Here is a 1,054-nt window from a genome sequence, read left to right as displayed (position 1 = left end):
ATTCGGGTCGAGCGCGCCACTGATCTGGTCGATCGCGATGGGCGCGGCCAAGCGCGTGGCCTCACCGATGACGCTGTAGGCGCGGGACTTGGATCTGGAGTTGTCGACCACGACGCCGCCGCGACGTACGTGATAGGAGTACACCACCGTACGTTTGGCCAAGGCGCGCAGGGTGCTGTTGTTGTGTTCGATCGAGATCCGCACTGGCGGCGTGCTTTCAATACGCTGGATCACTACTTCAGTGATCTCTTTACCTTCGTCGCCGGTACCGAAGACGCTGAGGTAGATCTCGTCGTTCTTTTTGAAGATGTTGCCGTCCTCCGCCCAGACTTCTACCTGCGGCCGATCGTCCCCCAGCTCCTCCAGATCCACGATGAGACCATCGGCCTGTTTGAGGATGGGCGCCCCCAGCCGCAAGCCCTGGGTGTCGACGGCAATATAAACGGCCTCGCACCAGTCTTCGGACTCGTTGTAGACGCGGTCGCGGATCTTGTAGCTGACCGACACGCCGTCGGAGTCGCCGGCAGAGAGGATGGTGTCCTTGTCGGCCAGCACCACGATGGGATTACCCTCTGGATCGTCGAGCTGTTCCTGGGTGACGGGCTCGGACTCCACGGTTTTCCCGGCCCAGGCCAGGATGAGCACGTCACCGACGGCGCAGTTCCGGTAGAGCCAGCCATCGCCGGGCTTGGGCTTGGCGTAGATCAGCACGCCTTTCTCGGCGGTGGCCTTGTCGACACCGTCGCGCACCACATCCGGCGGATCGAAGGCCATGGTCAGTTCGGAGTGGCCGTAGTCGGGATTAAGATCCTGACCACCGGGTAGTTCGAGTTTGACGACGAACTTGATCGTCGGTCCTTGCTCGAAGTTCTGCCCGAACCGCTTGATCTGATAGGACAGCTCCCAGTCGCCGCTGAGCAAACGCTCGGGCGCGACGAAGAGGGTGACGTGCTTGTCCACCTCGATGTCTTCGGTGATGGTCTTTTGCGCGACCATGGTGTTGCCCACGTACACCTTGCAGTTATCGCTCTTGCTCATGTTGTTCCAGGCGGGC

The 1,054-nt window shown here is 61.1% G+C and carries 1 pseudogene; it reads right to left on the bottom strand.

The features are described from left to right. Positions 1 to 1,038 (bottom strand): annotated as a pseudogene (locus ACM6JQ_RS15985) (hypothetical protein); the annotation flags it as partial. Positions 1,039 to 1,054: the final 16 nt, after the last annotated feature.

The sequence above is a fragment of the Pseudomonas sp. IT-232MI5 genome, assembly GCF_949767845.1.
GTDB lineage: Bacteria > Pseudomonadota > Gammaproteobacteria > Pseudomonadales > Pseudomonadaceae > Aquipseudomonas.
This window is presented reverse-complemented; position numbering and strand designations above follow the sequence as displayed.